At 72.5% G+C, this 25,856-nt stretch carries 28 protein-coding genes; 18 read left to right on the top strand and 10 right to left on the bottom strand.

The window, feature by feature from the left end; translation table 11 throughout:
- Window positions 1–6: 6 nt before the first annotated feature.
- On the bottom strand, window positions 7–705 hold the full coding sequence (locus BJY18_RS08175) for a DUF4232 domain-containing protein (protein WP_184779071.1): 699 nt from the start codon (window positions 703–705) through the stop codon (window positions 7–9).
- A gap of 247 nt (window positions 706–952) precedes the next feature.
- Window positions 953–1,150 (bottom strand): CsbD family protein, encoded by a 198-nt coding sequence (locus BJY18_RS08170; protein ID WP_184779069.1) that lies wholly within the window; start codon window positions 1,148–1,150, stop codon window positions 953–955.
- A 194-nt stretch (window positions 1,151–1,344) separates the two neighbouring features.
- Between BJY18_RS08170 and BJY18_RS08165 the strand changes: the two genes are divergently transcribed.
- The 8 genes from BJY18_RS08165 to BJY18_RS08130 all read left to right on the top strand — a co-directional run bounded on the left by BJY18_RS08165 (window position 1,345) and on the right by BJY18_RS08130 (window position 7,182).
- A complete protein-coding gene (locus tag BJY18_RS08165) occupies window positions 1,345–1,806 on the top strand; it encodes an Asp23/Gls24 family envelope stress response protein (RefSeq protein ID WP_184779067.1) in 462 nt (153 codons plus the stop codon).
- Entirely contained in the window at window positions 1,803–2,111 is a 309-nt protein-coding gene (locus tag BJY18_RS08160) for a hypothetical protein (protein ID WP_184779065.1), read from the top strand. Before BJY18_RS08165 ends, BJY18_RS08160 begins: the two co-directional genes overlap by 4 nt.
- Window positions 2,111–2,287: a hypothetical protein gene (locus BJY18_RS08155; protein WP_184779063.1), complete on the top strand. Its 177-nt coding sequence runs from the start codon at window positions 2,111–2,113 to the stop codon at window positions 2,285–2,287. Before BJY18_RS08160 ends, BJY18_RS08155 begins: the two co-directional genes overlap by 1 nt.
- A gap of 7 nt (window positions 2,288–2,294) precedes the next feature.
- Window positions 2,295–2,687, top strand: a complete 393-nt coding sequence (locus tag BJY18_RS08150) for an Asp23/Gls24 family envelope stress response protein (RefSeq protein ID WP_184779061.1) — start codon at window positions 2,295–2,297, stop codon at window positions 2,685–2,687.
- Window positions 2,684–3,208, top strand: coding sequence for a DUF6286 domain-containing protein (locus BJY18_RS08145; RefSeq protein WP_184779059.1), 525 nt, complete (start codon window positions 2,684–2,686; stop codon window positions 3,206–3,208). Before BJY18_RS08150 ends, BJY18_RS08145 begins: the two co-directional genes overlap by 4 nt.
- Window positions 3,208–3,780 carry an alkaline shock response membrane anchor protein AmaP gene (locus BJY18_RS08140; RefSeq protein WP_184779057.1) on the top strand — a complete coding sequence of 191 codons (573 nt, stop codon included), beginning with the start codon at window positions 3,208–3,210 and terminating at the stop codon, window positions 3,778–3,780. Before BJY18_RS08145 ends, BJY18_RS08140 begins: the two co-directional genes overlap by 1 nt.
- 271 nt (window positions 3,781–4,051) lie before the next feature.
- On the top strand, window positions 4,052–5,497 hold the full coding sequence (locus tag BJY18_RS08135; protein ID WP_221457627.1) for an MGH1-like glycoside hydrolase domain-containing protein: 1,446 nt from the start codon (window positions 4,052–4,054) through the stop codon (window positions 5,495–5,497).
- A gap of 557 nt (window positions 5,498–6,054) precedes the next feature.
- Entirely contained in the window at window positions 6,055–7,182 is a 1,128-nt protein-coding gene (locus BJY18_RS08130) for a S1 family peptidase (protein ID WP_184779053.1), read from the top strand.
- A gap of 103 nt (window positions 7,183–7,285) precedes the next feature.
- Here BJY18_RS08130 and BJY18_RS08125 read toward each other — a convergent pair whose 3' ends face one another.
- From BJY18_RS08125 to BJY18_RS08100, 6 genes are all read right to left on the bottom strand, one after another.
- A complete protein-coding gene (locus BJY18_RS08125; protein ID WP_184779051.1) occupies window positions 7,286–8,728 on the bottom strand; it encodes an MDR family MFS transporter in 1,443 nt (480 codons plus the stop codon).
- Window positions 8,725–9,024 (bottom strand): hypothetical protein, encoded by a 300-nt coding sequence (locus BJY18_RS08120; protein ID WP_184779049.1) that lies wholly within the window; start codon window positions 9,022–9,024, stop codon window positions 8,725–8,727. Before BJY18_RS08120 ends, BJY18_RS08125 begins: the two co-directional genes overlap by 4 nt.
- Before the next feature lie 51 nt (window positions 9,025–9,075).
- A complete protein-coding gene (locus tag BJY18_RS08115; protein ID WP_184779047.1) occupies window positions 9,076–10,170 on the bottom strand; it encodes a calcium:cation antiporter in 1,095 nt (364 codons plus the stop codon).
- A 78-nt stretch (window positions 10,171–10,248) separates the two neighbouring features.
- Window positions 10,249–10,983, bottom strand: coding sequence for a phosphoribosyltransferase (locus tag BJY18_RS08110; protein WP_184779045.1), 735 nt, complete (start codon window positions 10,981–10,983; stop codon window positions 10,249–10,251).
- 410 nt (window positions 10,984–11,393) lie between these two features.
- Window positions 11,394–11,759 carry an Hsp15 family ribosome-associated heat shock protein gene (locus BJY18_RS08105; protein ID WP_184779043.1) on the bottom strand — a complete coding sequence of 122 codons (366 nt, stop codon included), beginning with the start codon at window positions 11,757–11,759 and terminating at the stop codon, window positions 11,394–11,396.
- 43 nt (window positions 11,760–11,802) lie between these two features.
- Window positions 11,803–12,744 (bottom strand): hypothetical protein, encoded by a 942-nt coding sequence (locus BJY18_RS08100; RefSeq protein WP_184779041.1) that lies wholly within the window; start codon window positions 12,742–12,744, stop codon window positions 11,803–11,805.
- Between the two features lie 181 nt (window positions 12,745–12,925).
- Here BJY18_RS08100 and BJY18_RS08095 point away from each other — a divergent pair, with 181 nt between their 5' ends.
- Window positions 12,926–13,657, top strand: a complete 732-nt coding sequence (locus BJY18_RS08095) for a S1 family peptidase (RefSeq protein ID WP_184779039.1) — start codon at window positions 12,926–12,928, stop codon at window positions 13,655–13,657.
- Here the strand turns inward: BJY18_RS08095 and BJY18_RS08090 are convergent.
- The gene (locus BJY18_RS08090; RefSeq protein ID WP_184779037.1) at window positions 13,639–14,292 is read right to left on the bottom strand and encodes a TetR/AcrR family transcriptional regulator; all 654 of its coding nucleotides are present in this window, start codon (window positions 14,290–14,292) and stop codon (window positions 13,639–13,641) included. The two genes, BJY18_RS08095 and BJY18_RS08090, sit on opposite strands and share 19 nt — an antisense overlap.
- Before the next feature lie 126 nt (window positions 14,293–14,418).
- Here BJY18_RS08090 and BJY18_RS08085 point away from each other — a divergent pair, with 126 nt between their 5' ends.
- Window positions 14,419–16,017, top strand: coding sequence for an MFS transporter (locus tag BJY18_RS08085; RefSeq protein ID WP_184779035.1), 1,599 nt, complete (start codon window positions 14,419–14,421; stop codon window positions 16,015–16,017).
- Between the two features lie 84 nt (window positions 16,018–16,101).
- Complete coding sequence (locus tag BJY18_RS08080) at window positions 16,102–16,866, top strand: alpha/beta hydrolase family protein (protein WP_184779033.1); 765 nt, start codon at window positions 16,102–16,104, stop codon at window positions 16,864–16,866.
- 19 nt (window positions 16,867–16,885) lie between these two features.
- Here the strand turns inward: BJY18_RS08080 and BJY18_RS36725 are convergent, their stop codons facing one another.
- Window positions 16,886–17,188: a hypothetical protein gene (locus tag BJY18_RS36725; RefSeq protein WP_246458807.1), complete on the bottom strand. Its 303-nt coding sequence runs from the start codon at window positions 17,186–17,188 to the stop codon at window positions 16,886–16,888.
- A gap of 314 nt (window positions 17,189–17,502) precedes the next feature.
- On the opposite strand from BJY18_RS36725, the gene BJY18_RS08070 reads away from it, so the two are divergent.
- From BJY18_RS08070 to BJY18_RS08040, 7 genes are all read left to right on the top strand, one after another.
- Window positions 17,503–19,170 carry a fatty acyl-AMP ligase gene (locus tag BJY18_RS08070; RefSeq protein ID WP_246458805.1) on the top strand — a complete coding sequence of 556 codons (1,668 nt, stop codon included), beginning with the start codon at window positions 17,503–17,505 and terminating at the stop codon, window positions 19,168–19,170.
- Window positions 19,163–19,423, top strand: coding sequence for an acyl carrier protein (locus BJY18_RS36720; protein ID WP_184779031.1), 261 nt, complete (start codon window positions 19,163–19,165; stop codon window positions 19,421–19,423). Before BJY18_RS08070 ends, BJY18_RS36720 begins: the two co-directional genes overlap by 8 nt.
- A gap of 13 nt (window positions 19,424–19,436) precedes the next feature.
- Window positions 19,437–19,754 (top strand): hypothetical protein, encoded by a 318-nt coding sequence (locus BJY18_RS08060; protein ID WP_184779029.1) that lies wholly within the window; start codon window positions 19,437–19,439, stop codon window positions 19,752–19,754.
- Window positions 19,754–23,086 (top strand): WXG100 family type VII secretion target, encoded by a 3,333-nt coding sequence (locus tag BJY18_RS08055; protein WP_184779027.1) that lies wholly within the window; start codon window positions 19,754–19,756, stop codon window positions 23,084–23,086. Before BJY18_RS08060 ends, BJY18_RS08055 begins: the two co-directional genes overlap by 1 nt.
- Window positions 23,087–23,093: 7 nt before the next feature.
- Window positions 23,094–23,585 (top strand): hypothetical protein, encoded by a 492-nt coding sequence (locus BJY18_RS08050; RefSeq protein ID WP_184779025.1) that lies wholly within the window; start codon window positions 23,094–23,096, stop codon window positions 23,583–23,585.
- A gap of 317 nt (window positions 23,586–23,902) precedes the next feature.
- Window positions 23,903–25,234, top strand: a complete 1,332-nt coding sequence (locus BJY18_RS08045) for a PepSY-associated TM helix domain-containing protein (RefSeq protein ID WP_184784503.1) — start codon at window positions 23,903–23,905, stop codon at window positions 25,232–25,234.
- Complete coding sequence (locus BJY18_RS08040) at window positions 25,231–25,839, top strand: DUF5134 domain-containing protein (RefSeq protein ID WP_184779023.1); 609 nt, start codon at window positions 25,231–25,233, stop codon at window positions 25,837–25,839. Before BJY18_RS08045 ends, BJY18_RS08040 begins: the two co-directional genes overlap by 4 nt.
- Window positions 25,840–25,856 lie beyond the last annotated feature (17 nt).

Genomic DNA, 25,856 nt, shown 5'->3' with positions numbered 1-25,856 from the left:
CGCGGGTCAGGAAGCGGTGGTCGCCGAGCCCGGGTGGACCGAACCGACCCTCAGGTAAGGGCCGCCGTCACTGCACGTGGTGTCCTGCATCGGGATGAACGCGGCCGCGGTGTTGCCCGGCGGGTAGATCCGCAGGCCGCGGGCCTGGACCTGGGCGCAGTCGCTCTTGTGCGGGGCACTGGACAGGAACAGGGCCGCCGAAGCGCTGGAGCCCGGAGCGATGGTCACGACCGGGCCACCGGTGCGCCGGGTTGCCGGCACGCCCACCTGCTGCCCGCTGCCACCGGTCACGTAGGACACGCCAGGCGCGGACTGCAGGGTGCACGAACGGCTGCCGGTATTGGTGAACACCAGTGGCAGATGCGAACCCTGCATGTCTGCGTCGCCGGCGGATTTGTTGAGGCTGACCCGCAGGTCCGCGGTACGGCACATCGACCCGCTCGAGCCGCTGCTGCCGTCCGACGGCGGTTCGGTCGCCGAGGTCGCCGTCGCCTGGCTCGTCGTGCTCGAAGTGGCCGGGTCGCTGCTGGGCGGCGGGGTCGTGCTGCTGGCGGCGGTGGGCGCCGCGCTGGTCGCCGGCGGATTCTGCGTGGCCGAGCCCGGCGAGGCGGTGTCCTGCGTGGATCCGCAGCCGGCCAAGATCACTGCGGCCAGTACGGCGCCACCGGCGAGTGCGCCGTGCGCCACCGTGGTTCGGGTACTCATGATCTGCCACCTCCGTCTGCCGGTTCGCTACCGGACGAAGGGAGGATGCCCAGCGAGGGGGAAACGATGCGTGCCCGAGAGGATGGCCACCTCGGCGCAACCCGACGGCTGCCCGGCACGTCTTCACTGGTGTGAGTGGTGGGTGCGCGCCCGCTCGCGCGACCACGCACCCACCGGCGCACCACTGCGTTCACGGCGTCCAGTGTGTCCACAGTGGACACTTCTGGAACCATGAGCGCTGGACGCCTCACTCGTTCCGGAGCGCGTCCTTCACCTTGCCCGCGGCGTCCTTGACGTTCTCGGCCGCCTTCTTGACCCCGGCCTTCGCCTGGTCGGCCTGGCCTTCCCCGGTGAGTTCCTCGTCGCCGGTCGCGCGGCCGGCGGCTTCCTTGGCCTTGCCGCCCAGCTCGTCGGCCTTGCTCCCGATCTTGTCGCCCAAGGACATGCGCTCGCTCCTTCCGGTCGGACGGGCACGGTGCCCGTCACACTGCCGACCCGCGCCAGGGGAGAACGGCACGGTCCCGGCCGCGAGATCCGGTTCACACGATCGTGTGCGTGACGTTCCCGCCGAGCCGGTGTCCTCCGGGCAGTGGCGATCACCCGATCGCCCTCATCGGCATCCAGCACGGAGGAGAGACCATGGCCGACTCGACCGCCACCCAGCCCCGCACGCAGGCGGAGGTGGAGAAGACCAAGCCGGGCACCCTCACCACCAAGGAGGGCCTGACCACCATCGCCGACGTCGTGGTGCAGAAGATCGCCGGGCTGGCCGCACGGGAGGTGCCCGGTGTGTACGCGCTCGGCGGCGGCGCCGCGCGGGCGTTTTCCGCGCTGCGTGAGCGCATTCCCGGTGCGAGCGCCTCGGCAGGGCAGGGCGTCTCGGTCGAGGTGGGGGAGAAGCAGGCGGCGGTGGACCTGCAGGTCGTCGTCGACTACGGCGCCTCGATCGCCGACGTCTCCCGCGCCATCCGGCGTGACGTGATCACCGGGGTCGAGCACATGACCGGGCTCGAGGTCGTCGAGGTCAACATCGCGGTGTCGGATCTGCATCTGCCCGAGGACGACGAGGAAGCGCCGGCCGACTCCGGCCGGGTGCAGTGACGCCCGAGGCCGCCGCGGACCGGATCGCCGCCGCCGTGACCGCCCTGCCCCAGGTGGCCGGGCTGCACGGCGGGCGGTTCGGGGAGATCGCGACGCTCGCGCCGGGACGCCGGGTACCCGGCGTCCGGGTGCGCGACGAGGAGGTCACCGTCGCGGTGATCGCGCGTTTTCCGCTCGCGGCAGGCGATCTGGCCGAGGCCGTGCGCGTGGCCGCCGGGATCCGTGACCGCCCGGTGCACGTGGTGGTCGCCGATCTGGCGCTGCCGGATCTGCCGGACGATATCGCCGAAGAGGAGAAGGACTGATGAACGCGACACAACTGGGACTGCTCACGGGTCTCGCGCTCGGGCTGGCCGCGGCGTTCGGCGGCTTCGGCGCGTTCGTGGTGGTGCTCGTGCTCGCCGCGCTGGGACTGCTGGTCGGGCGGGTGCTCGACGGGAAGCTCGACCTGTCGCAGCTGACCGGCCGCGACCGCGGCTGAGGCGTGGATGAGCGAGATGACCACCGCGAGCCCAGCCACGGAAACCGACGCCGCCGAGCGCGGCGCACTGACCATCGAGGATTCCGTCGTGGCGGCCATCGCCGCCAGGGCGGTGCGTGAGGCCGGCGACATCGGGGGCGCCGCCGGCCGGGTGCTCGGGATCGGCTCGGCCGACCCGGAGCGCGCGGCGAAGGTGACCGCCCGCATCGACGGTGACCGGGTGTCGCTCGACGTGCGGCTTTCCATTGCCTACCCGGCATCGGTGACCCGCACGAGCGAGCGGGCCCGCGAGCACCTGACCCGGCGGGTCGGGGAGCTGACCGGGCTTTCGGTGTCCAGAGTGGACATCACGGTCGGCGCCCTGCATCGCGCGCAGGCGAACGGACGGAGGGTGCAGTGAAACGACGTCCGCGCCGCTCGACCGCGGCCACACTGACCGCGCTGATCGTCCTGGCCGCCTGCGTGGTGGTGACCGTGGTGGCCGTGCAGCTGATCATCGGCGAACGGCCGTGGATCAGCTATTCCGCGGTTGCCGGCGCACTGCACCGTACACAGTGGACGAATTGGTGGACCGCGTTCGGCGCGGTGGTGGCGGTGGTGCTCGGGCTGTGCCTGCTGCTGGCCGCGATCCTGCCGGGGCGGCGCACCGTGCTCCCGCTGGCGGGCGAACCGGATTCGGGAGCGTCCCGGGCCAGTTACCGCTCCACCCTGCGGGCCGCCGCGGCCGGAGTCGACGGCGTGTCCGCGGCGAAGGTCCGGCTCGGACGCAAACGGGTCCGGGTGCGGGTCCGCACGCAACGCACCCGGTCCGACGGGCTGCCCGAGGCCGTGCGGACCGCGGTCACCCACCGGCTGGACGAGGTCGGCCCGGCCGCGCAGCCCGCGGTCCGGGTGGCCGTATCGGCGACGAGGAGCACATGATGGCCAGCCTGAACCGTCCTGTCCGGCTCAACCGCGGGCTGCTGGCAGTGCTCGGCGTGGTTCTCGTGGCCGCGGGGGCGTTCGCCTACGCCACCCACGCGAGGTGGCTGACCGTGCTGGAGCCGGCCGCGCCACTCGTGCCGGGGACCGCGCTCCCGCCCACCTGGGTGCTCTACGTGGCCGCCGCCGTGGCGGTCGTGCTCGGGCTGCTGAGCCTGCGCTGGCTGCTGGCCCAGCTCGCCCGTCGGCCGAAGACGCAGACGTGGCGCTATGAGACGGACCCCGCGCGCGGCCGCACCGAACTGCCGGCCGACGCGGCGGTGGTCCCGTTCACCGAGGAGGTGCGCGCCGGCGAAGGCGTGCACGCCGTCCGCGCCACGCTGGCCGGTGCGCGCAGCGCGCCCACGCTGGCTCTCGTCGTGACGGTCGACCAGGACGGTGATCCGCGGCGGATCCGGGAGCGGCTGACCGGGGAGCATCTGCCCCGGCTGCGCCAGGCGCTGGACCTCGACGATCTGCCAGTGACCATCGAATTCCGCTTCAGCACCTCGCGGGCCGCCCGGATCCACTGAGGTCTGCCCCGCCCGGACGTCCGGTGGACAGCGGCCGGACAGGATCGCCGCGCGCCGTTGTCCGGGCGGATCCGGACTCCCTAGCATCGCCGGGGAAGTCCGCGGCGGAACGGAGACCGTGATGAGCGATGCTGGGCGGATCGGGCGGCGGGGATTTCTCACTCTGGCGGGAGCCGCGGGGGTCGCTGGGACGGGAGCGCTGCCGGCGGCGGCGGAACCGGCGCCGGCGGCAGGATCCCAGGGGCACCGTCAGTCCACATCGGACCGTGTGGTGTACGCCCTGCCGACGCTCGAGTTCGCGAATCCGCAGCGGCAGCGGCTTTTCGGCGACCAGTACGAGAGCGCGCTGACCAACGTCGTCGGCATCAACACCGTGTACGCCGACCGGCCCACGTACGACCACGCGGACCTGCTGAGTTACCCGCCGGGCACGTTCGTGCGGGCCGGCGGCGGCTACCCCGAACCGCAGCGGTGGACGCGGGACGCCGCGGTCAACGCCTGGAACGCCGGCAGCCTGCTCGGCCCGCCGGTCGGGCGCAACACGCTGCTGTCGGTGGTGGAGCGCGCCGGTGGCGCGCTCGTGGTGCAGCAGGACAACCAGTGGTGGGACCAGGTCGTCTGGATCCTCGGTGCCCAGTACCACTGGCAGGTGACCGGGGATGCGGAATTCCTGGCGCTGGCCTATGAAATCGGTACCGCGACCGTCGCCGAGCGGAAGTCGCGGAACTTCTCCGCGCGGCACGGCCTGTTCACCGGGCCGAGCTTCATGAACGACGGGATCGCGGGCTACCCGCAGCCGCCGTGGCAGGCGGGGACCGCGTCGTCGTTCGTGCTCGACTATCCGCTGACGCACGAGCTGATGTGCTTGTCCACCAACTGTCTTTACTACGGCGCGTATCTCGCTCTCGCCGACCTGGCCGAGGCGCTGGGCAAGGACGGACGCGGCCACCGCGCCGACGCCGCCCGGCTGCGGACGTCGATCAACCGCTCGTTGTGGCGCCCGGATGCCGGCACGTACGGCTATTTCCTGCACGGCGACGGCAGTCTCGACCCCTCGCAGGAAGGTGCCGGACTGGCTTTCGCGATGCTGTTCGGCGTGGCCGGAGCGGAGCAGATCGGCAAGCTGCTCGAGGCAGTGCACTGGGAACCGCACGGAATCGTCAACAGCTGGCCGCATTTCCCGCGCTTCAGCGATGCGAAACCGGGGCGGCACAACGTCGTCGTCTGGCCGATGGTGCACTCGTTCTTCGGCGAGGCGGTCGCCCGCGCGGGCCGTCCCGACCTGTTCGGCCGCGCGCTGACGAACGTGGCCGACCTGGTGGCGGCGACCGACGGCGGCTTCTACGAGATTTACGACGCGAAGACCGGCGCGGTCCAGGGCGGCTGGCAGACCGGGGGTTCGGGGGAGCAGGAGCAGTTCACCTCGCAACCGGACCAGGCCTGGTCCGCGACCGGCTACCTGCGGATGATCTTCGGCGGCCTGTTCGGACTCACGTTCTCCGGCGACGGCCTGGCTTTCGCCCCGTGCCTCCCGTCCGGCTGGGGCCCGGTGACCCTGCGCGGCCTGCGCTACCGCGACGCGACCCTGGACCTGACCCTGCACGGCGCGGGATCACGGGTGACCGCGTGCACGGTGGACGGCCGCCCATCCCGCCCCGCGGTCCCCACGAACTTGACCGGCCGGCACGAGGTACGGCTGGTCCTCACCGAAGCCTGACAGCGGCCGGACGGGATGGCCTGCTTCGCCGCGGAGGTGCGCGGGGCGTGCCGATGGGCTGGGATGGCGGCGCGCGGGGCTGCCGGTGGGCTGGGATGGCGGCGTGCCGGTGAGCTGGGAAGGGCGGCGCCCGTCTCGTCGGCTGTGACGGTGCCGTGGTGGGTTGTGCGGCTGCGGGTTGCGCTGCGTCGGTGGGTGGGTGGGTGCGGTCTGCGGGGGTTGTGCCGCGGTGAGTGGTGTGGCCCGGGGTTGCGCCCTGGCGTTGTCGGTGGGGCCGGCTGGCGGGCGCGGCGGCTTCTCCTCGCCTGGCGCTGTGGTGCGGGGTCGCCGCGCGGGGGATGGGGCGTTCGGCAGGTCCGGGCCGGGACGTGATCGACCGGGCGGCGTAACTCGTTTCCGCCGGTGGCCGCCGGTCGAAACGCTTTTCGGGGCACGGGGACACGCGGGCGACAGGAAACGGACAAAAACCCGCATCAGGTCTGGACCATTCCCGGTGAGCGACGCACACTTCTGCGAGCAGTGTGTTTCTTTCTCCCCTTTCCCCCGGAGGAATTGCCATGCGTCGAAGAATCGCCCTGTCCCTCGGCGGTACCGCGTTGCTCGCGGCCGGTCTCGCCACTGCTGTGCTCACCCCCGCCACCGCGCAGGCCTCGCCCGGGCTGCTCGCGGCCATGCAGCGTGATCTGGGCCTGACCGCCGGCCAGGCCCAGGCCCGCCTCGGGCAGGAACAGACCGCCGCGAAGGTGCTTCCGGTCGCCGAACGCGCGGCCGGCGCGGCCTACGGCGGCGCCTGGTTCGATCCGCAGCTGGGCAAGCTCGTCGTCGGCGTGACCGACCCCGCGGCGGCCGGCGCCGTGCGCGCCACCGGTGCGGAGACCACGCCGGCACGGGTCACCGCCGCGGCTCTCGATGCGGCAAAACAGAAACTGGACGTGTCCACCCGGTCCGAGCCGGCCCCGGCGGCGGTCAGCAGCTGGCGGACCGACCCGCGAAGCGGCACCGTGGTCGTTTCACTCGTGCCCGGTGCGCACGGCGCGGAGGTGGACGCCTTCCTGGCGCGGGCACGTGCGGCCGGCCCGGTGACCGTCGCGACCGCGCCGAAACCGCAGACGTTGTCCGCGGGCACGGTCGGCGGGGATCCCTACTACATCAACGGGAACGTGCGCTGCTCGATCGGATTCTCCGTGCAGGGCGGCTTCGTGAGCGCCGGGCACTGCGGTGGCACCGGCAGCTCGGTGACCGGCTGGGACGGCTCCGCGATGGGCTCGTTCGCCGGGTCTTCCTTCCCCGGCAACGACTATTCGTTCATCCGGATCGGCAACGGCTGGTACACCACCCCGGTCGTGCTCGGCTGGGGCACGGTGAGCGACGCACTGGTGCGCGGTTCGGCGGTGGCCCCGGCGGGCTCGTCGATCTGCCGCTCCGGCTCGACGTCGCACTGGCACTGCGGCACCGTGATCGCGCTGAACGAGACGATCAACTATGCCGACGGCGCGGTCTACCAGGCCACGCACACCAACGCCTGCGCCGAACCCGGTGACTCCGGCGGTTCGTTCATCTCCGGCGACCAGGCCCAGGGCGTGACCTCCGGCGGCTTCGGCAACTGCAGCTCCGGCGGCGAGACCTGGTTCCAGCCGGTGAACGAGATCCTGCAGACCTACGGCGTCGGCCTCGTCACCGCCTGACCTCCACTGGCCTGCCGGATCGCGTCACAGCGGTGTCCGTGCGGGTCTCCTTCAGGGACGCAGATTCCCCGAAGGAGGCCCGTACGGGCGGACAGCTGCGGCCTCAGGCTTGCTGGCTGACCGCTGGACGGCTGGACCGGACGAACCACGCGCCGGCCAGCGCGGCCACGCCGATGCAGCCGGCGACCACGAACGAGAGGTGCAGCCCACTGGCGTCCGGACTGCCCGCCGTGCGGTTCGCGCTGCCGACCGTGGCCACCGTGACGAACACGGCGGTGCCCAGCGCCCCGGCGACCTGCTGGAGGGTCGAGAGGATCGCGCTGCCGTGCGAGTACAGGTGATCGGGCAGCACGCCGAGGGATTCGGTCATCAGCGGCGTCATCATCAGGCCGAGCCCGATCATCAGCAGCACGTGGATGCCGATCACCGCGATCAGCGGCGAACCCGGGCCGAGCATGGTGAACAGCCACAGCGACACGGTCATCGCGGCCGCCCCCGGCAGCACGAGCGGCCGGGCACCGACCCGGTCGAACAACGCCCCGACCGGACGGCCGAGCAACCCGAGCACCAGCCCGCCGGGCAGGACGGCCAGGCCGCTGACGAACGTCGAGGTGTGCAGCACGGTCTGCAGGTACAGCGGCAGCAGGATCGCGCCGGCGCCGATCAGGCACATGAACAGCAGTGCGGTGAGTACCAGGGTGACGACGAAGCTGCGGTAGGTGAACGGCCGCAGGTCCAGCAGCGCGCGGTCACGCCGTTGCAGCCGGAGCTGCCGCCAGCCGAACAGCGCCAGCGAGACCAGCCCCACGACCACCGGCAGCCACGCCGGTACCGGCTGCTCCGCCCCGGCCGATTCGCCCGCGGCGGACAACCCGTAGAGCACCCCGCCGAAACCCACCGCGGACAGCACGACCGACAGCACGTCGAGCGGTACCGCGCGCGTTTCACTGGGGATGCGCAGCTGCAGCATCCCGGTGACCAGCGCGGCCAGCGAAAGCGGCAGCACGATGAAGAACATCCACCGCCAGCCGAGCGACGAGAGCACCGCGCCGCCGATGGTCGGCCCGATGGCCGGGGCGACCGCGATGACGATGCTGATCGTGCCCATCGTCGCGCCCCGCCGCTGCTGCGGGACCAGCCGCATCACGGTGGTCATCAGCAACGGCAGCATCACCGCGGTGCCGCACGCCTGCACGACCCGCCCGGTCATCAGCAGGCCGAACCCGGGGGCGACGGCGCACAGCAGCGTGCCCAGGCTGAACGAGGTGAGCGAGACGAGGAAGACCTGCCGCGGGGTGAACCGCTCCAGCAGGAACCCGGTGGTCGGGATGACCACCGCCATGGTCAGCAGGAATCCGCTGGTCAGCCATTGGATCGTGGTGGTGGGCACGCCGAGGTCGACGGTGAGGTCCCGCAACGCGACGCTCAGGATCGTCTCGTTGAGGATCATCACGAAGGCGGACAGCACGAGCACGCCGATCAGCAGCCCGGCCCGCGTGGGCGGGCGCACCGGACGCACCGGCGTCTCCGCGGCGACGCCGGTCATGCGTGCCACCCCGCACGGCCGGACGGCACGGACGTGGCGGCACCGGCACCGGCCGGCAGGGCACCGGACAGCGCGGCAGTGGACGGGCGCGCACTGGACGGCCACACGTCGGACAGGCGGGCGGTGGACAGCGGGCCAGTGGACAACCGGGCACTGGACGGCTGCGCATCGGGCAGCCGGATGCCGGACAACCGTGTGCCGGACAGCCGGACATCGGACAACCGGGCACTGGACGACTCGGGTTCCGTGGTCCGCGGGACCACGGTTCGGAGCAACGAGGACTGGTGGACTCTCACCCCGCCAGGATACGGACATCCACCGACAAGAACGGCGGATCGCGGAAGGTCTCAGGGGTTGGTCGCCAGCACCAGGAAGCCGGCGAGCAGGACCAGGTGCACGCCGCCCTGCAGGCGGGTCGCTCGGCCCGGCACCACCGTCAGCACGCTGACCACCACGGTGAGCGCGAGCAGCACGATGTGCGTCGGGCCCAGGCCCAGCCGCAGCGGGCCGGTCATCCACACCGAGGCCAGCGCGATCGCCGGGATGGTCAGGCCGATGCTCGCGATCGCGGAGCCGTAGGCGAGGTTGAGGCTGATCTGCATCCGGTCGCGGCGGGCCGCGCGGGCGGCGGCCAGCGTTTCCGGGGCCAGGACCAGCAGGGCGATCACCACGCCGACGAACGACTGCGGCAGCCCGGCCCCGCGGACCCCGGCCTCGATCGCGGGCGATTCCACCTTCGCCAGCCCGACCACCGCGACGAGGGCGACCAGCAGCAGCACCAGGCTCACCAGGGTGGCCCGGCCGCTCGGTGGCTCCGCGTGCTCCTCCTCCCTGGTCTGCCCGTCCGAGCCGACCGGGAGAAAAAAGTCGCGGTGGCGCACGGTCTGGGTCAGCACGAACGTCGCGTACAGGACCAGTGACGCGATCGCGGCGAAGGTCAGCTGGGGACCGGAGAACTCGGGCCCGGGCCGGCTCGTGGTGAACGCCGGCAGCACGAGGCTGAGCGTGGCCAGCGTCGCCACGGTCGCCAGTGCCGCGCCGCTGCCCTCCGGGTGGAAGCGCGTCTCGCCGTACCGCCGGGCGCCCAGCAGCAGGGCGAGCCCGACGATGCCGTTCGTGGTGATCATCACCGCGGCGAAGACCGTGTCACGCGCGAGCGTGTCGGCCTGGTCGCCGCCGGAGGCCATCATCGTGACGATCAGTGCGACCTCGATCACCGTGACCGCCACCGCGAGTACGAGCGACCCGAACGGTTCCCCCACACGGTGCGCCACGACTTCCGCGTGGTGCACCGCGGCGAGCACTGTGCCGGCCAGTGCGAGTGCCACGAGCGCGACCGGCACCGGCCCGAGGCTGCGGCCCCAGGTGAGCACCAGCAGGATCACCGCGATCACCGGCAGCACAGTGGTCCACGACGTGACGTAGGAGCGCGTGGTGGCCATGGGGGCCAGCCTGGCACACCGGCTTCCGGGCCGCCTGGGGAAACGAGCGGGTCCGAAGTGGACTCCGGGTGCAGCGGGTCACCGCCCGAGCAGCGCGAACACCTCCGCGTCGGTCGTCTGGCCGAAGTCCGCGTACCAGGTGCCGACGGCCTGGAACCGGGCCGGTTGCCGGAGGCAGACGACCTCGTCCGCCTCGGCGTCCAGGAGCCGGACCGCTTCCGGGGCACCGACCGGGGCAGCGAAGACGACCCTGGCCGGGGCGCGGTCCCGCAGTGCCCGCAGCGCGGCGATCGCGGTGCCACCGGTGGCCACCCCGTCGTCGACGAGGAGGACGTCCTGGCCGGCCACCGAGGCCGGCGGCCCGCCGCCGAGATAGCGGCGGACGGTGTCGCGCGCTTCGGCGCGCGCCTGCTCGACCGCGGAACTCAGCTCGTCCGGGGTGAGCCCGCAGGCGGAAATCCCGGCGTGGTCGAGGAAGGGCGGGCCATCCGCGGGTACTGCACCCAGACCGAACTCGGGGCGTCCGGGCGCCCCGATCTTGCGGGCCACCGCGACGTCCAGCGGTGCGCGCAGGGCCGCCGCCACGGGCGCGGCGACCGGCAGCCCGCCGCGGGCCAGGCCGAGTACCACCGGATGGTGCCATGTGCGGGCGGCGAGCTCGGCGCCCAGCCGGAGCCCGGCGTCGGTGCGGTCGGCGAACGGAGGTTCCACGGTGCGGGGAATTCCCGTTCCCGGCAGCGAGGAAACGAGCCGCTCCCCGGGAACGAGCCGGTGCCGTCCGGGTTCGCGGTTGCCGGGACCGGGTCCTGCCATGGCCGGGGGCTGGAGGCGAGGGGCGTGGGATCGGCGAGGTCGACGGGTCGGCGGGGTCGACGGGTCGGCGGAATCGACGGATCTGCGGGATCGACGGGTCGGCGGGGTCGGTGGGATCGACGGGTCGGCGGGTTCGGTGGGATCGGCGGATCGGTACCGGGCACGCCCGAGCGGACCCGGTCGGACCGCTCGGCGCCGTGTTTTTCCCACGCCGAACCGCTCGGTTTCGTGCCTTTGCCGCGCCGGACGGCTCGGCGCCGTGCTCTTTCCGCGCCGCGCCGCTCGGCACCGTGCCCTATCCGCGCCGCGCCGCTCGGCGCCGTGCCCTACCCACGCCGGACCCGAGCTCGGCAGGCCTGGCCGTCCACGCGCGAGGACCGCCCGGCGCGGTCCACTGTGGACGGCGACGCTCAGCCGTTGCGGTTGCGGAACTCGTCCAGCACCCGGCGCTCGCGTTTGGTCGGGCGGCCCGCGCCGCGTTCGCGGCGGGCCACCGGGATCGCCGCCTCCGGGGGCGGGGCGGGGGTGCGGTCGATCAGGCAGGTGGCCGCGATCGCGGCGCCGACGCGTTTCTGGATGACCTGCACGACCTCGACCACCCGGGTGGTCGAGGCGATCCGGACGCGGACCTCGTCGCCGGCCACGACCGACGTCGCCGGTTTCGCCGGGCGGTCGTTGACCCGCACGTGCCCGCCCCGGCAGGCGTCCGCGGCGTCCGCGCGGGTCTTGGCCAGCCGGACCGCCCACAGCCAGCGGTCGACTCGGGTGGATTCCATGCCCTCCATCATGGCCCGGACACCCCGCCGCGCGCCGCCGGTGTCAGTCCCAGCGCCAGCGCAGGCCGACGATGCCCGGGGACACCCCGGCCGACACGATGTGCACCGGCAGCCCGGGCACCAGCGGCAGCGCGGTCACCCCGGTCTCCGGCCCGGACGGCGACCCGCGCCGGTAGCCGTGACACTCGGCCGGTTCGGCACCGGGGGCGAAGTGCAGCTCCAGCAGATGCTCGTGCACGCCGGTGCGGAAGCGGCGGTCATAGGAGGTGTCCGGGACATCGTCGGTGAAGGTGAACTCGTACTCCACCAGCGCGGTCTCACCCCGGTCCAGGCTCCGCGGCAGCAGCAGCTCGGTGACGGTGAAGCCCTGCTCGGGCAGGCTTTCGCGGCGTCCGGCGGTGCAGTACCGGGTGCCGGTCAGCTCCGGCGGGCAGCCCGGGCGGAACCCGCGCACGGTCACCAGCCGCACCTGCGTGCCGTCCTCGGCCGCGCGCACCACCTCGCGTGCCCGCAGCCGGTGCAGCAGCCGGTCCGCGCCGACGTGCACCTCCTCGTGCAGGCTGACCACGACGGCAGCCGGTCGGTACTCCGCCTCGAACGAGGTCAGCAGCGGCAGCACCCGGTTGCGCCGTCCCCACAGCCGTTCCCACGCCACGAAGGGAACCGGTGGCTCCGGCTGCCCTCCCGGGTCGGTGTCCAGCAGCCGCAGCAGCGCTCCGGCCGGCAGCTCCAGCAGGTCCTCCAGCAGTCGCACCGCCTCCCGCGAACGAGCCCGCGCGGGTGCCGTCCGGCCGGTGCGCCAGTAGCTGAGCGTCGTCGTGCTGACCGCCGCGCCGGCGGCGGCGAGGCGGTCGCGCAGCCGGTCGAGACCGAGCCCGCTGACGTCGATCGCCAGCGACAGCGCGTGCCGGAACGGGCCGTGCTCGAGCGCGGCGGCAAGCTGTTCCCGGCGGTCCGGCGCCAGCGCCGGAGAGGTGGCGAACACGCTGCTCCTCCTCCCGTGGGGGATGGCCCGTATCCAACCCATCCGGGCGCCGCGAAGTCATCCGCCGAAGGTCGGGTGTTCTTCCGTTGATCGGCTCCGGACGTTCAGCGGGTGCCCGCGGGCGGTCGCGCTGCCTAGTTTCGAAGGATCTCCCCGGTCCCCCTGGTGAAGGAGCTCCCCAATGCGTTTGCCCGTCCGTTCCCTCGGCCTGCTGACCGGTGCCTGTGCCGCGCTCGGCGCGTTCACCGTCACCCCGGCCACCGCCGCGCCCGCCGATCCGTACATCATCGGCGGCAGCACCGCGCAGAACCCCGGCTACATCACCCGTTTCAACGGCCATGCCAACGGTTACACCTTCTTCTGCACCAGCAGCCTGATCGGCTCGCGCTGGGTGCTCACCGCCAAGCACTGCATGTACGACAACAACGGTGCCGAGCTCAGCGACATCGACCTGTACATCGGTTCGAACCAGTCGGACGGCGGGGTGCACGCCAAGGCCGAATCCACCTATCTCTACTCCGGCGGGGACCTGGCCCTGATCGAGCTGGACACCGACGGCGGCAGTACCTTCGCGCAGCTGGCTTCCAGCGGTTCCGACGCGAACGAGGGCGACAACGCCACGGTGTACGGCTGGGGCGCGACGCAGTCCACCGACGAGGGCCAGCACCAGTCGCCGGTGCTGAAGAAGGCGGAGGTGACCATTTCCGACACCAACGCCAGTGACAACGCGGGCGGCCCGGGGATCAGCGCCAGCACCCCGGACGGCGCGGTCGCGGGCGGCGACTCCGGCGGTCCGATGGTTGACGGTGACGTGCAGGTCGGCGTCTGCTCCACCAGCGACCGCAGCAGCATCACCACCTACGGCAGCGTGGCCGCCGGCCGCGACTGGATCCGTCAGGTCGCCGGGGTCTGAGCCCGGGCGGTTTCCTCGCCGGTCGTCCGGGCGCGGCCGGCGAGGAAATCGTCCACCAGCCGGGCGCAGAACCGCGCGTCGCTGGCCCGCCGGGTGACGAGCGTGTTGAACAGCAGGGGCCCGGCCAGCTGCGCGGCGGCCAGCTCGACCTCGTGCCCGGACAGCGTTGCCCCGGGCAGGCAGGCGGTCAGCACCTCCTCGAACGGCGCGCGGTAGTGCTCGATCACGTGCTCGCGCAGCGTGGCGAGCCGGGTCCGCTCCTCGGCGTCCGACGGCAGGTCGGCGGACTTGCCGATGGCGGTCATCCACACCACCGCGGCCAGCGCCGGTGCCTGCTCGAACTGGTCGGCGTGTGCTCGCACCAGGTGCAGCAGCCGGTCCCGCGGTGCGCCGCCCTCGGGCGCCGGCGGCAGGGCCGGAAGCAGCTCGCGGAAGGCGGCGGCGAGCAGTTCGGTGCCGGTGGTGAAGTGCCGGTAGAGCGTGGAACGGGCCACCCCGCTGCGTGCGGTGACCGCCTCGATGGTGACCGCGCGGACGCCGCCCTCGGACAGCAAGGCCACCGCGGCGGCCAGGATCGCCGTGCGGGATCGGTCCAGGCGTGGGTCGCGGCGCGGGGCGGCGGGCTGTTCGGGCATGCCCGGATTCTCTCCGGATCGGGTCGGCAGCGGGTGGGTCCGGTGTTGACGAGGCAGAAACGAAACTGCTAGTTCTACTACGATACCGGTGTTCCGGCCGGCTGCCCCGTGCCCTGCGAGGTGCTCATGGTCCAGTACCGCCCGGCGTCGAGCGCGCGCCGGGCCTGGACCGTCGGCGTCATGTGCGCCGCGGTCGGGCTGGTCATCGCGATGGTGACCATCGCGAACACGGCGCTGCCCGCGCTGGCCGCGGACACCGGCGCGACCCAGTCCGAGCAGACCTGGATCGTGGACGGCTACACGCTCGTACTGGCCGCGCTGGTCCTGCCCGCCGGAGCGCTCGGCGACCGCTACGGCCGGCGCGGGGTGCTCGTCGCCGGGCTCTGCGTGTTCGCCCTCGGCTGCGCGGCACCGCTGCTCACCGGCTCCTCCACGCTGCTGGTGGCGGCACGCGCGGTGACCGGTCTCGGCGCGGCGATGATCATGCCCGCGACACTGTCGATCATCAACGGGAGCTTCCCGCCCGACCGGCGCGGCCGCGCGATCGGCATCTGGGCCGCGGTGGCCGGCGTCGGCGGGCTCGGCGGGCTGATCTTCGCCGGGCTGCTGCTGCGGTACTTCTCCTGGCATTCGGTGTTCGTCGGCCCGGCCGTGCTCGCCGTGGTGCTGGCGCTGGCGTGTGCGACGGTACCGACCTCGCGCGAACGGAATCCGGCGCCGTTCGACGTCCCCGGCGCGGTGCTCAGCGCGTTGGCCGTGGGAGCGCTGGTCTTCGGCATCCTGCGCGCGGCCGACGGCGGCTGGGGCGATCCGGTCGTGCTCGTCGCGCTGGTCGCCGGGGTGGTGCTGGCCGTGGTGTTCGGGCGGGTGGAGACGCGCCGGGCGGAGCCGTTGCTCGACGTGCGGCTGTTTCTCGACCGCGCCTTCGCGCTCGGCTCGATTTCGGTGACCGTGCAGTTCACCGCCGCGTTCGGGTCGCTCTACGCGCTGGCGCAGTACCTCCAGCTCGTTCAGGGGTATTCGGCGCTGGATTCCGGGCTGGTGCTCTGGCCGATCGCCGTGTCGCTGCTGCCGGCGTCGATGGCCTCGGCGCCGCTGGCGAAGCGGATCGGGCTGCCGGCGCTCACCGGGACCGGGCTCGTCGTGGTCGTCGCCGGGGTCGTGCTGCTCGGCAGGCTCGGGCCGGACAGCGGGTACCCGGCGCTGGCGATCGCGGTGTGCGTGCTCGGCGGCGGTCTCGGGCTGACCGCGCCCGCGGCGACGAGCGCGATCCTCGACAACGTGCCACCGGACAAGTACGGCGTGGCCTCCGCGGTGAACGACGCCACCCGGGAAATCGGTGCGGCGCTGGGCATCGCGCTCACCGGTACGGTCCTGTCGGCCACCTACACCGCGTCCGTGCACCCGGCCACCGCGGCTCTGCCGCCGGCCGCGCAGGAGGTCGCGGACGGTTCGCTGGCCGGTGCCCTCGCGGTCTCCGGGCGGACCGGCCCGGCGCTGGCCGACGCGGCGCGCACGGCGTTTGCCGACGGGATGGAAAACAGCCTGCTGGCGCTCGGCGGCATCGTCGCGGCCGGGATCGTGGCCGCGGTACTGCTGCGCGGGGCGCGCCGGGGGGCGGGCCGGCCCCCTGCGCCGACCCGCCCCCCGGTGGTCCCCTCGCCCCCCGGCGAACGAGGGGGCCGCGGCTCCCGTCCACGGAACCGGCCCACGCGCGGGACATGACGGCGGTCCCGCCGGAACCCACCCGGCCGGGGGAGCAGAGGCGCGAGGCCGCTCCGGCGGCCCGTTTCGGTAAGGTTCACGCTCATGCGGCGCGAGCGAATCGAGTTCCCGGGATCGCAGGGCGCGCCGCTGGCCGCGCGGCTCGACCTCCCGGAGGCGCAGCCGCGCGCGTACGCGCTGTTCGCCCATTGCTTCACCTGCGGCAAGGACGTGGTCGCCGCCGCGCGGACCGCCCGTGCCCTGACCGAGGCCGGGATCGCGGTGCTGCGCTTCGATTTCACCGGCCTCGGCGGTTCCGGCGGCGACTTCGGCAACACCGGCTTCAGCTCCAACGTCGACGATCTGGTGCTGGCCGCCGACCACCTGCGCGCGCAGTTCACCGCGCCCGCGCTGCTGATCGGGCATTCGCTCGGCGGCGCGGCCGTGCTCGCCGCCCGGCACCGGATCCCGGAGGCCCGCGCAGTCGCGACGATCGCCGCCCCGGCCGACCCGGCGCACGTGCGGCACCTGCTGGGTGAGGGCACGGCGGAGATCGAGCAGCGCGGCGAGGCCGAGGTGCGGCTGGGCGGACGGCCGTTCTGCATCCGCCGCCGGTTCCTCGACGACATCGCCGCCCAGCCGCAGCGCGAACGCATCGCCGGACTCGGCGCCCCGCTGCTGGTCGTGCACTCGCCGGTCGACGAGCTTGTCGGCATCGACAACGCGCGGCGGATCTTCGACGCCGCCCGCCATCCCAAGTCGTTCCTCGCCCTGGACGGCGCGGACCACCTGCTGCGCCGCACTGCCGACGCGGAATACGCGGCGGCGATGATCGCGGTGTGGGCGTCCCGCTACGCGTTCGGGCGTTGAGTCCGATGTGGACGGATGCTCAGGTCAGCATCCGCATGCCACCGAAGAAGGCGATGGCGAGCACTCCGGCGGCGAAGCCGGCGAGCAGTGCCGCACCCAGGCCCGGCCGGAGCCGGACGCCGGCGTAGGCCAGCCCCAGCGTGAGGATCAGCCATGATCCGATGAGCGCGACACTGCTCATCATGGACCCGGCGAACAGCACCAGCACCCGCGCCCCGGCCGCGACGAAGAGTGCGAACCCGGCCGCCGCCGCGGGAATCGCCCAGGCCTTGCGCCCGGGCGCGGAAACCCGGACCGGTTCGTGTTCGTGCGGGTCTTCCACGGCATCCTCCTCGCTGACGTCCCTCGTGCTCAGCAGTGTGCGCCGGAGCGGGGAAGAAATCCCTTACCGTCGGCTAACGCCCGGTCTGTCCGCAGTGGACCGAGCCGTCGTCCGTCCCGAACCCGCGCCCCTGCCCGCGACGAGGGCGGCCCTGCCTGGCGTGCTGCAGTCGGCGGAGACGGCCGGCGAGTGCACAGCCGTGCGGGGGAGCCGTAGTGAGCGGACGGTAGGGTTGGCCGTATGCCGTGGCCGGTCGGGTGCGGGAGCGCCGGGCGGAACACGCCGGTCCGTGCTCCCGGTGCGTGGTGAAGCCGTTGTCTACTCCCGTTTCCGCGTCCGATCCTGGGTCCGGTGCGCTGCCGGATTCGGTGCCTGCGGACGTGCTGGGCGTCTCGCTGGTCGAGCGGCTGTTCGGCCGCGCCGGAGACCAGCGGCCCGCCTACACCCACCAGGACCACCTCGCCGGCGTCGAGGACACCGTCACCTGGGCCGAGCTGGTCACCCGCGCCGGAGTGGTGGCCGCGCACCTGCGGCGGGCGGCCGAACCGGGGGACCGGATCGCGATCGTCGCGGCGCAGGAGATCGCCTACCCGGTCGCGTTCTTCGGGGTGCTCGCCGCCGGGATGACCGCCGTGCCGCTGATGGATCCGGCGAGCCGGGGGCTCGGACGCCGGCTCGCCGGAATCCTCGAGGACTGCTCCGCCTCCCTCGTGCTGACCTCGCGCCGGGTCGCGGACCGGGTCCGCGAGTTCGTGCCGGCCGAGCGGCTCGTGGTCGCCGACGAGCTCTCCGGCCCGCCCGCCGAGCCGGTGCTGCCCGCTCCCGAGGCGCCAGCGTACCTGCAGTACACGTCCGGTTCGACGCGCGACCCGGCCGGCGTGGTGATCCCGCACCGTGCCGTGGCCGCCGCGTGCTGGCAGGCGAGTGTCGCCTACGCCGTGGGACCGGACACCACGTGTGCCGGCTGGATCCCGTTCTTCCACGACATGGGGCTCGTCCAGCTGCTGTGCCTCCCGGCGTTCGCCGGATGCCGGTCGGTGTTCATGGCCCCGCTCGAATTCGTGCACCGCCCGCAGCGCTGGCTGCGGCAGCTGGCGGACTACCCGGACGTGTTCACCGCGGCGCCGAACTTCGCGTTCGACCTGGCCGCCGTGGAGCCGCCGCCGGACGGGCTCGACCTCTCCCGCGTGCGCGTGGCGTTGAACGGCAGCGAGCCGGTGCGCCCGGAGACGGTCGCGCGATTCCAGGAGGTGTTCGGGCCGCTGGGATTCCGGCGTGAGGCCCACCGGCCGTCCTACGGACTGGCCGAGGCAACGGTCTACGTGACGAGCGCGGGCGAGGAAGGACCGGTGAGCGCCGTCTTCGACCGCGCGAAGCTGGCCGCGGGCGAGGCAGTGGAAACCGAAGGCGGACAGGAGCTCGTGTCCGTCGGACGGCCGGTGGGGCAGCAGGTGCGGACCGTGGCGGACGGCCGGGTGGTGCCGGACGGCACGGTCGGTGAGGTGTGGGTGCACGGCCCGCACCTCGGCACCGGGTACTGGGCGCGCGAGGACGACACGTTCGACGCACACCTGGAAGGGCACGGCGGCTGGCTGCGCACCGGCGACCTCGGCGTGTGGCACCGGGGCGAGCTGTACCTGACCGGACGGCTGAAGGACGTGATCGTCGTCGACGGCCGCAACTACCATCCCCACGACCTGGAAGTGACCGCGGAACAAGCGCATCCGGCGGTGCGGCGGGGCCGGGTCGCCGCGTTCGGCGTCACCGGCGAGGCGGGCGAGGGCGCCGCGGTCGCGGCCGAGTGGACCGGCGAGGCGAACCCGACCGAGGTACGCCGGGCCGTGCTCCGGGCGGTGTCCGGAGAATACGGCCTCACGCTGCGTGATGTCCGTTTGGTCGATCCGGGTGCCCTCCCGCGCACTTCGAGCGGCAAAGTCGCGCGGGCCGCGGCGCGGGCGCGGTACGGTGACGCTCGTGGTTGATCTCTGTGCCGAGGTCGTGAAGGTCGTCTGCAGTCTGTTCTTCCTCGATCCGGCGAACGTGGCCGCGGACAGCCCGCTCGAGGAGCTGGGCATCGACTCGAAGGGGCGGGTCCGATTGCTCGCCGCGCTGGAGGTCCACCACGAAGTGACGATCGACCTGGAGCAGCTGGACCGGTTCACCGACATCGCTGCCGTGGCCGAAGTCCTCGCCGAGGCCCTGAACGAACGGACCGGCACCGGCCGGGCCAGCTAGGAGAGAAGCGCAGATGAGCGGCAACGGGGGATACACCGCCTCCACCCAGGCGATGAGTGACGCGTCGAAGAAGCTCACTCAGTCCGCCGAGGACCTTCTCGACGACAATCCGGATCTGGGCACCCCGGCGGTGGTCGAGGAGAACTTCGGGAACGCGCACAAGGCGCACTCCGGGAAGTACACCGAGGGTGCCAAGAACCTTTCCGATGCGCTCAACGGGTACGACACCATGCTCACCACGCTCGGCTCCAACATCAGCACCGGTGCGAAGACCTACGACAGCAACGAGGACGAGCAGACCGGCGAGATCGACACCGCGGGGGCCTTCTGATGGCAGAGCCGTCCTGGGAAGACGTCAAGAAGGTCCTCGACGACCCGGCCGTTCCGGCCGACCAGAAGAGCAAGCTGATGTCGGCGTGCGTGTTCAACGGCATGGACATCCCGAAGGAGGATGCCGAGAAGTACCAGCACGCCTACGTCTCGAACAAGGAGATCGGTTCCTACGGGCTCGGCGGCACTCCCTCGATCGAGGACACCTACAACGAGGCCAAGGCGGACGGCGACCAGGCCTCCTACAACGACGACGAGCACAAGAAGGCCGTCGACGACGGCAAGAAGGACCTCGACGAGAAGAAGCCGCCGGCCCCCGACGACACCAGCGGCACGAAGACCTCGGACGAGCTGCTCGACACGGCCAAGCCCGCGCTGAAGATTTTCGAGACGTTCGGCTCGCTGTTCAAGGACATGCCCGACGACTGCAAGGGCAACACCCATGAGCTGAACATGGACAAGGACATCAACCAGCGGTTCGACGAGCAGCGGAAGATCTCCTTCGAGAACTTCATGAAGGACGCCTCGCACTTCCAGACCGGTGCGGACACGATCGACCAGACCATCCAGGACACCGGCTCGACGCTGAGCACGCTGATGCAGAGCTGGAAGGGCGCGGCCGCCGACGCGGCGTGGGACCACTACAACGACGACGTGGCGCCGAAGGCGACCAAACTGCAGCAGTCGTTCAGCAGCGCGGCCGAGGCCACCAAGACCACGACGTCCACGATTTTCGATCTGTGCAAGAACAAGGCCGACAACGTCATCAAGCTGTACAACGACCACCTGCTGGTCGCCTGCGCGGACTTCACGATGGCCAAGCTGGTCGTGAAGGTGGCCAAGGGCGACGACGTCAGCGACGACGACCTGGCCACCATCGCGGGCTGGATGGACGCGAACTTCGGCACGAACCTGTACCAGACGCTCAACGATCGCGGCTGCTGCGACAAGACGGACATGAAGAAGGAAGGCCAGAAGCTCGCCAAGCAGTGGATCCAGCAGCACTTCAACCCGGAGATGTGGGACACCATCTACCAGGACGGGTTCGTGAAGATCTGCGACGACGCCAAGGAACTCACCGACAAGGCCTATGACGAGCTCGACAAGATCATGGGCAAGATCGAGAACGAGTTCGGCGACGCGGGCGACGGCAAGGGTGGCTCCGGCGACGGTACGGGTGGCGACGGCCCGGGCGGCACTGGTGGTGGCGACGGTCCCGGTGGCACCGGCGGTGACGGCACCGGTGGTGACGGGCTCGGTGGCGATGGCACCGGTGGTGATGGCACGGGTGGTGACGGGACCGGTGGTGATGGCACTGGCGGTGACGGCACCGGTGGCGGTCAGGGGCCCGGTGGCACCGGCGGTGGTGAGGGGACCGGCGGCGACGTGCCGGACACCGACCTGCCGCCGGGCGGTTCTGGCGGTGGCTCCGGTTCCGGCACCGGCGGTGGCTCCGGCTCCGGTTCGGGTGGTTCCGGTTCGGGCGGCGGGACCCCGCCGCCGATCCCGGAGACCACCATGCCCGAGGGGGAGAGCCCGATCGGTGGGGACACCGGCGGCGGAAGCGGTGGGGGTGCGCCGCCGGAGGTGCCGGACACGGACCTGCCCGGTTCGGGCGGGGGCACCGGCGGTGGCTCCGGTGGCGGTTCGGACACCGGTGGTGGTTCCGGCGGTGGTTCGGACAGCGGCGGTGGCTCCGGCGGCGGGATGCCGACCCCGCCGCCGATCCCGGAGACGACCATGCCCGAGGGCGAGAGCCCGATCGGCGGGGACACCGGCGGGGGCAAGCCGGAGGTGCCGGACACGGACCTGCCCGGTTCGGGTGGGGATACCGGTGGCGGTTCCGGTGGCGGCTCGGACAGCGGCGGCGGTTCCGGTTCGGGCGGCGGTACCCCGACCCCGCCGCCGGTCCCGGACGTGGACCTGCCCGGCGGCGACGACCCGACCGGCCAGGACGGGGACGACCCCGCCGGCCAGGACGGCGACGGCAAGCACGACGGCAAGGACGGAGACAAGCCCGGCGACGGCAAGGACGGCGACGGGAAAGACGGCGACGGGAAAGACGGCGACGGCAAGGACGGCGACGGCAAGGACGGCGACGGCAAGGACGGAGACAAGCCCGGCGGCGGTGGCGGTTCGAGCGGCGGCGGCGGGGAAGGTGAGGACGGCGACCGGGAGACCCTGAAGGTCGACCAGGACGGCAAGACCTTCGAGATGACCGAGCCCGACAAGGACGGGCACATGGACATCAAGGTCGGCGAGGGCGACGGCGAGCCGAAGGACTTCAAGCTCGACTGGTCGGCCGACGACGGCTCCTCCGCCGGCGGTCAGGACGGTGACGGCCAGGGCGCCGACGGCAAGGACGGCGACGGGCCCGCCGGCGGCGGCAAGGGTGGCGACCACACCTACCATCCCGGCCCGGACGGCAAGATCCACATCAAGGACGGCGACCTCAAGATCACCGCGGAACGGCCGGACGGACCGGACGGCCCGACGAAGGTGACCGTCGACGACGGCAGCGGCAAGCCGACCAGCTACACGTTGGGAGACAACGACAAACCGGACTCGGGCGATGTGCCGAAGCCGATGGCGAGCGTCCCGACGAGCGAGCACGTCCCGGACGACCTTGGCAAGGATCTGCCGGCTGGGGACCCAGGGGGAGACTCGGTCCCCGGGGGAGACCCGGTTCCCGCCCACGCGGGTGACGGGCCGGAAGGGATCACCCCGTTCGACGGCACCGAAATGCCGTCGTCCGACACACCGGGAGGCCTCCATCCCCCGATGGAGGGCACCACGATGCCGGACGGGGCGCAGCCGGTCGACCACGGCGTGCCTGCCGATGGCTCGACGTCACCGACGCACGGGCACCTCGCCGACGCGCCCTCGAGCGTGCCCGGTGAGCCGCAGCACGCGGGGGCGCCGGGTGTGCCGGCGGGCGACGCGCACCACGCCGGTGTGCCGGGCCAGCCGGTGCAGGGGGCGACCGACACTCACTTCGCCGGCGCACCGGCCGGGCAGCAGCTCGGCGCTCCTCCGATGACCGGCGGAGACCAGTCGATGCCCCAGCACAGCGGCACGGACTCCGTTCCGGCGCAGGGCGGCGCAGCCCCGTCCGGAACCCAGGGCCACCCGATGGGCGGCGGCATGCCGATGGGCGGCGGCATGGGTGGGGCCGGTGGCGGCGGCGGGGGAGAGGACCAGGACCGCGGCCGGACCTACCGGGTCGACGGCGGGGGCCTGTTCGACTCCCAGACCGAGCCGGCCCAGCGGATCACCGGTTCGCTCGACGACGACGATGACGACCTTTCGCCAGTGCACCGGATGAGGAAGTGAGGAAGTGATGGACGACCTCGATGGGCTGAGGACGCGCCTGGCCGCTCTCGTCCGGGAGCAGACCGACCGCGAAACCCTTCGTGAGCAGCGTTCCGACCAGGCCAAGGCCGAGGCGCTCGAGCACATGACGAAGCAGGTGAAAGCCGCCGAACGCTACGTCATGCATCGCCGGGAACTGGGCAAGCGCGAGGACGCGAAGGGTCGTCCGCAGCAGGAATCGGTGCGGGAGTTCGACTTCGAGCCCGAGGCGCACCAGGCCGAGAACGGCTCGCAGGGGCTGGACTTCACCCCGACCCCTCCGACGGGCCGGGGTACGGGCCGGCATGCGGCCCCGATCCCGCCCCCGGCGGCGCCGGCTCCGCCCTCGGGGCCGCCGGCGCCGATCCCGTCGGCACGCGCGGAGCGCCCGGCGGCGGCCCCGTCCCGGCGCCGCCGTGCGACCCCGGAGGAGCTGGACGACGAGGACGACGCCTTCATGAACAACCGGTGGCGCGGCTGAGCCTTCCTTCCGCCTGAATCCCGCCCGGGTGGGCACTGCCGACTGCAGCTGCCCACCCGGGTTTTTCACGCCCTCTTCCGCAGCCGGCGAAAACCACCCTCGCCACTGTGGTGTCCGAAAAGGACAGTACGGAAGCGTCGGCGCTACCTGCCGTCGGATGAACGCGCTGGTCGAACCCGCCCTGGCCGCGCCCCGCAGTACGGGCCGGCGGCGTGCGTCCCCGCGCAGTGGCCGCCGTCACGGTGCCGCGGGGAACCGGACACCGCCGCGGTCCGACTCCTGGGGAGGCGGAATCTGCGGGAGGAGCGCCTGTGCCAGTGCCGACGTCGGAACCGGTTTCCCCGGACACCATCCCCGATCCACCCCCGCCCCGTGCCGCGCCGGGGTGGGCCGCGATCCGGCCGCTGCTGCTGCGGCTGCACTTCTACGCGGGTGTGTTCGTCGGGCCGTTCCTGCTGGTCGCGGCGCTGACCGGGATCGCCTACGTCTGGACGCCGCAGGTGGAGCAGGCGGTCTACGCCCACGAACTGCACGTGCCCGCCGCCCCGGGTGCGGTGCCGCTCGACCGGCAGGTCGCCCTCGCCGGGGCCGAGGTCCCGGACGGCACGCTCACCGGCGTCCGCCCGGCACCGGCCGCGACGGACACCACGCAGATCATCTTCGACCGGCCGGGTCTCGAACCGAGTTACCACTACACGGTGTTCGTGGACCCGCACACCGGCGAGGTGCGCGGTGCGCTGGAGACCTACGGGTCGGGACAGGCGCTTCCGTTGCGTGGGTGGATCGACACCCTGCACCGCAGTCTGCACCTGGGTGATTTCGGCCGGCTGTACAGCGAATTGGCGGCGAGCTGGCTGTGGGTGGTCGTCGTCGCCGGGGTGGTGCTGTGGCTGGGCCGCCGCCGGTCGGCTCGGCGCGCGCGGGGACGGCGGCGGCTGCTGTCCTGGCACGGCGGTGTCGGCCTGTGGGTCGCGGCCGGGCTGCTGTTCCTGTCCGCCACCGGGCTCACCTGGTCCCTGCACGCGGGCGCGAACATCACCGATCTGCGGTCGTCCTGGAACTGGACGACCCCGACGGTGACCGCGACCTCGCCGGCGACCCCGGGCGACGTCGGATGGCAGCCGGTGCGGGAGGCCACCGCGCGAGCCGGACTGGCCGATCCGGTGGAGATCCGCCCGCCCTCGGCGGCCGGGGAGAGCTACGTCGTGCAGCAGGTGGGGCGGAGCTGGCCGGTGAAACAGGACGCGATGACCGTGGACCCGGGAACCGGCCAGGTCACCGGATCCCTGCCGTTCGACGACTACCCGCTCGCCGCGAAACTGAGCACCTGGGGCATCGACGCGCACATGGGCTTCCTGTTCGGGGTGGCCAACCAGATCGTGCTCACGGTGGTCGGGGTGGCGGTGGTGTGCCTGGTGTGCTGGGGATACCGGATGTGGTGGCTGCGCAGGCCCGGCAGGGGCGAGGCGCGGTTCGGCCGTCCACCGGCGCGGGGTGCGTGGCGGCGGGTGCCCGGCCGCGTACTGGCGCCGGTGCTGGCCGCGGCGGCGGTCGTGGGGTGGTTCCTGCCGGTGTTCGGGATTTCGCTGCTCGGGTTCCTCGCCGTCGACGTGCTGCTGGGCATGCGCCGTCAGGAGGTGGCCCGGTGATCACCGACCTCGGGCTGCGCTGGATCCTCACCCTCCTCTTCGCCGCGGCCGCGGCTTTCTGCCTGTACCGCTGTGCACGCCGGACACGCTTCAGCGGCCGGGTGTCGGAGGGGCTGCACGCGCTGATGTGCGCCGGGATGGTGACGATGGCGTGGCCGGCGACGATGGATTTCGCGCGGCTGCCGCAGATCGTCCTGTTCACCGCTGCGGCGGTGTGGTTCGCCGTGACCACCGGCGGACACGGCTGGTTCGCCCGGACCCACCACACCCTGATGATGGCCGGGATGGCGTGGATGGTCTTCGCGATGCCGCTGGCGATGGCGGGAATGACTGGTATGACGGGGATGACGGGGCCCATGACCGGCGGTGAGCACGCCGGGATGGACATGGGTTCGGGGATGACGATGACCGGGCACGCCCCGGGGCACGTCGTGGTGGTTGCGGTGGCGCTCACGGTGTTCTTCGTGGCCGCCGGGCTGGTGTGGCTGTCCCGTGCGATCGACCGTGCCCGCGGTGAGCAGCGTCCGGGCCGGCGCACTGCCGGGCTCGCGACGGAAGGCGTGATGAGCCTCGGCATGGCGGTGATGACGCTGACGATGGTCTGACCACGCTGAGGACGCTG

Origin of the sequence: Amycolatopsis jiangsuensis, from assembly GCF_014204865.1 — a bacterium.
GTDB lineage: Bacteria > Actinomycetota > Actinomycetes > Mycobacteriales > Pseudonocardiaceae > Amycolatopsis > Amycolatopsis jiangsuensis.
The sequence above is the reverse complement of the archived record's forward strand: the minus strand, read 5'-3'. Positions and strand labels throughout refer to the sequence as shown.